Origin of the sequence: Fusobacterium varium (assembly GCA_021531615.1) — a bacterium.
Classification (GTDB): Bacteria; Fusobacteriota; Fusobacteriia; order Fusobacteriales; family Fusobacteriaceae; genus Fusobacterium_A; species Fusobacterium_A varium_C.
In genome coordinates, this window is the sequence record JADYUE010000089.1 from 1 (window position 1) to 580 (window position 580).

The window sequence follows — 580 nt, forward strand, 5'->3', positions numbered from 1 at the left end:
GTGAACTACTCCCACCTATAGAGGTGGGAGCTTCGTAATTACTCATCAGAGTAATTCTAAAGAAGTTTGATAGCTATGCTATCCTTATTCTTGCAGGTGTGTCCACTACACCTCTACTGTATAGGACTTCTAGGTCCACTACATTACTTTTTCTTAGTATATTTAACGCTCCATTTACATCTGCATTAAATATATAACCTTTTGAAGTTTGATATAATCCTCTCTTTATTCTTTTTCCTAAAAAAGAGTAAGTTTGAGGTTTATCAGCTTCAAATTTAGGTAAAATATCCATATCAAAAAAACTTGACTTTGATGTATAGCTTTCTTCTTGCTCTACAAATCTCAAGCTGTATAACTTACATAAGTATTCAAGTTTTTCTCTTAGCTTTCCAAATGGAATATTAACAAAAGTTTGATTATTCGCTTTTCCAATATTACTGTTTCTTTGGAAAGTTTCATTATATCCGCATACTAAAGTACCTATATTATTTTCTAAACAATAGTTTATTATCTTTCTTGCTGTTTTAGACATATAGTCATTTACTTTATTATTGCGAGAACTATATAGATATTTTTGTCT

At 30.0% G+C, this 580-nt stretch carries 1 protein-coding gene; it reads right to left on the reverse strand.

What is annotated here, in order from left to right:
• Nucleotides 1-73: 73 nt before the first annotated feature.
• Nucleotides 74-580, reverse strand: a 507-nt coding sequence (locus tag I6E31_12450; protein ID MCF2640767.1) for an IS200/IS605 family accessory protein TnpB-related protein, incomplete at its 5' end; no start/stop codon positions are given.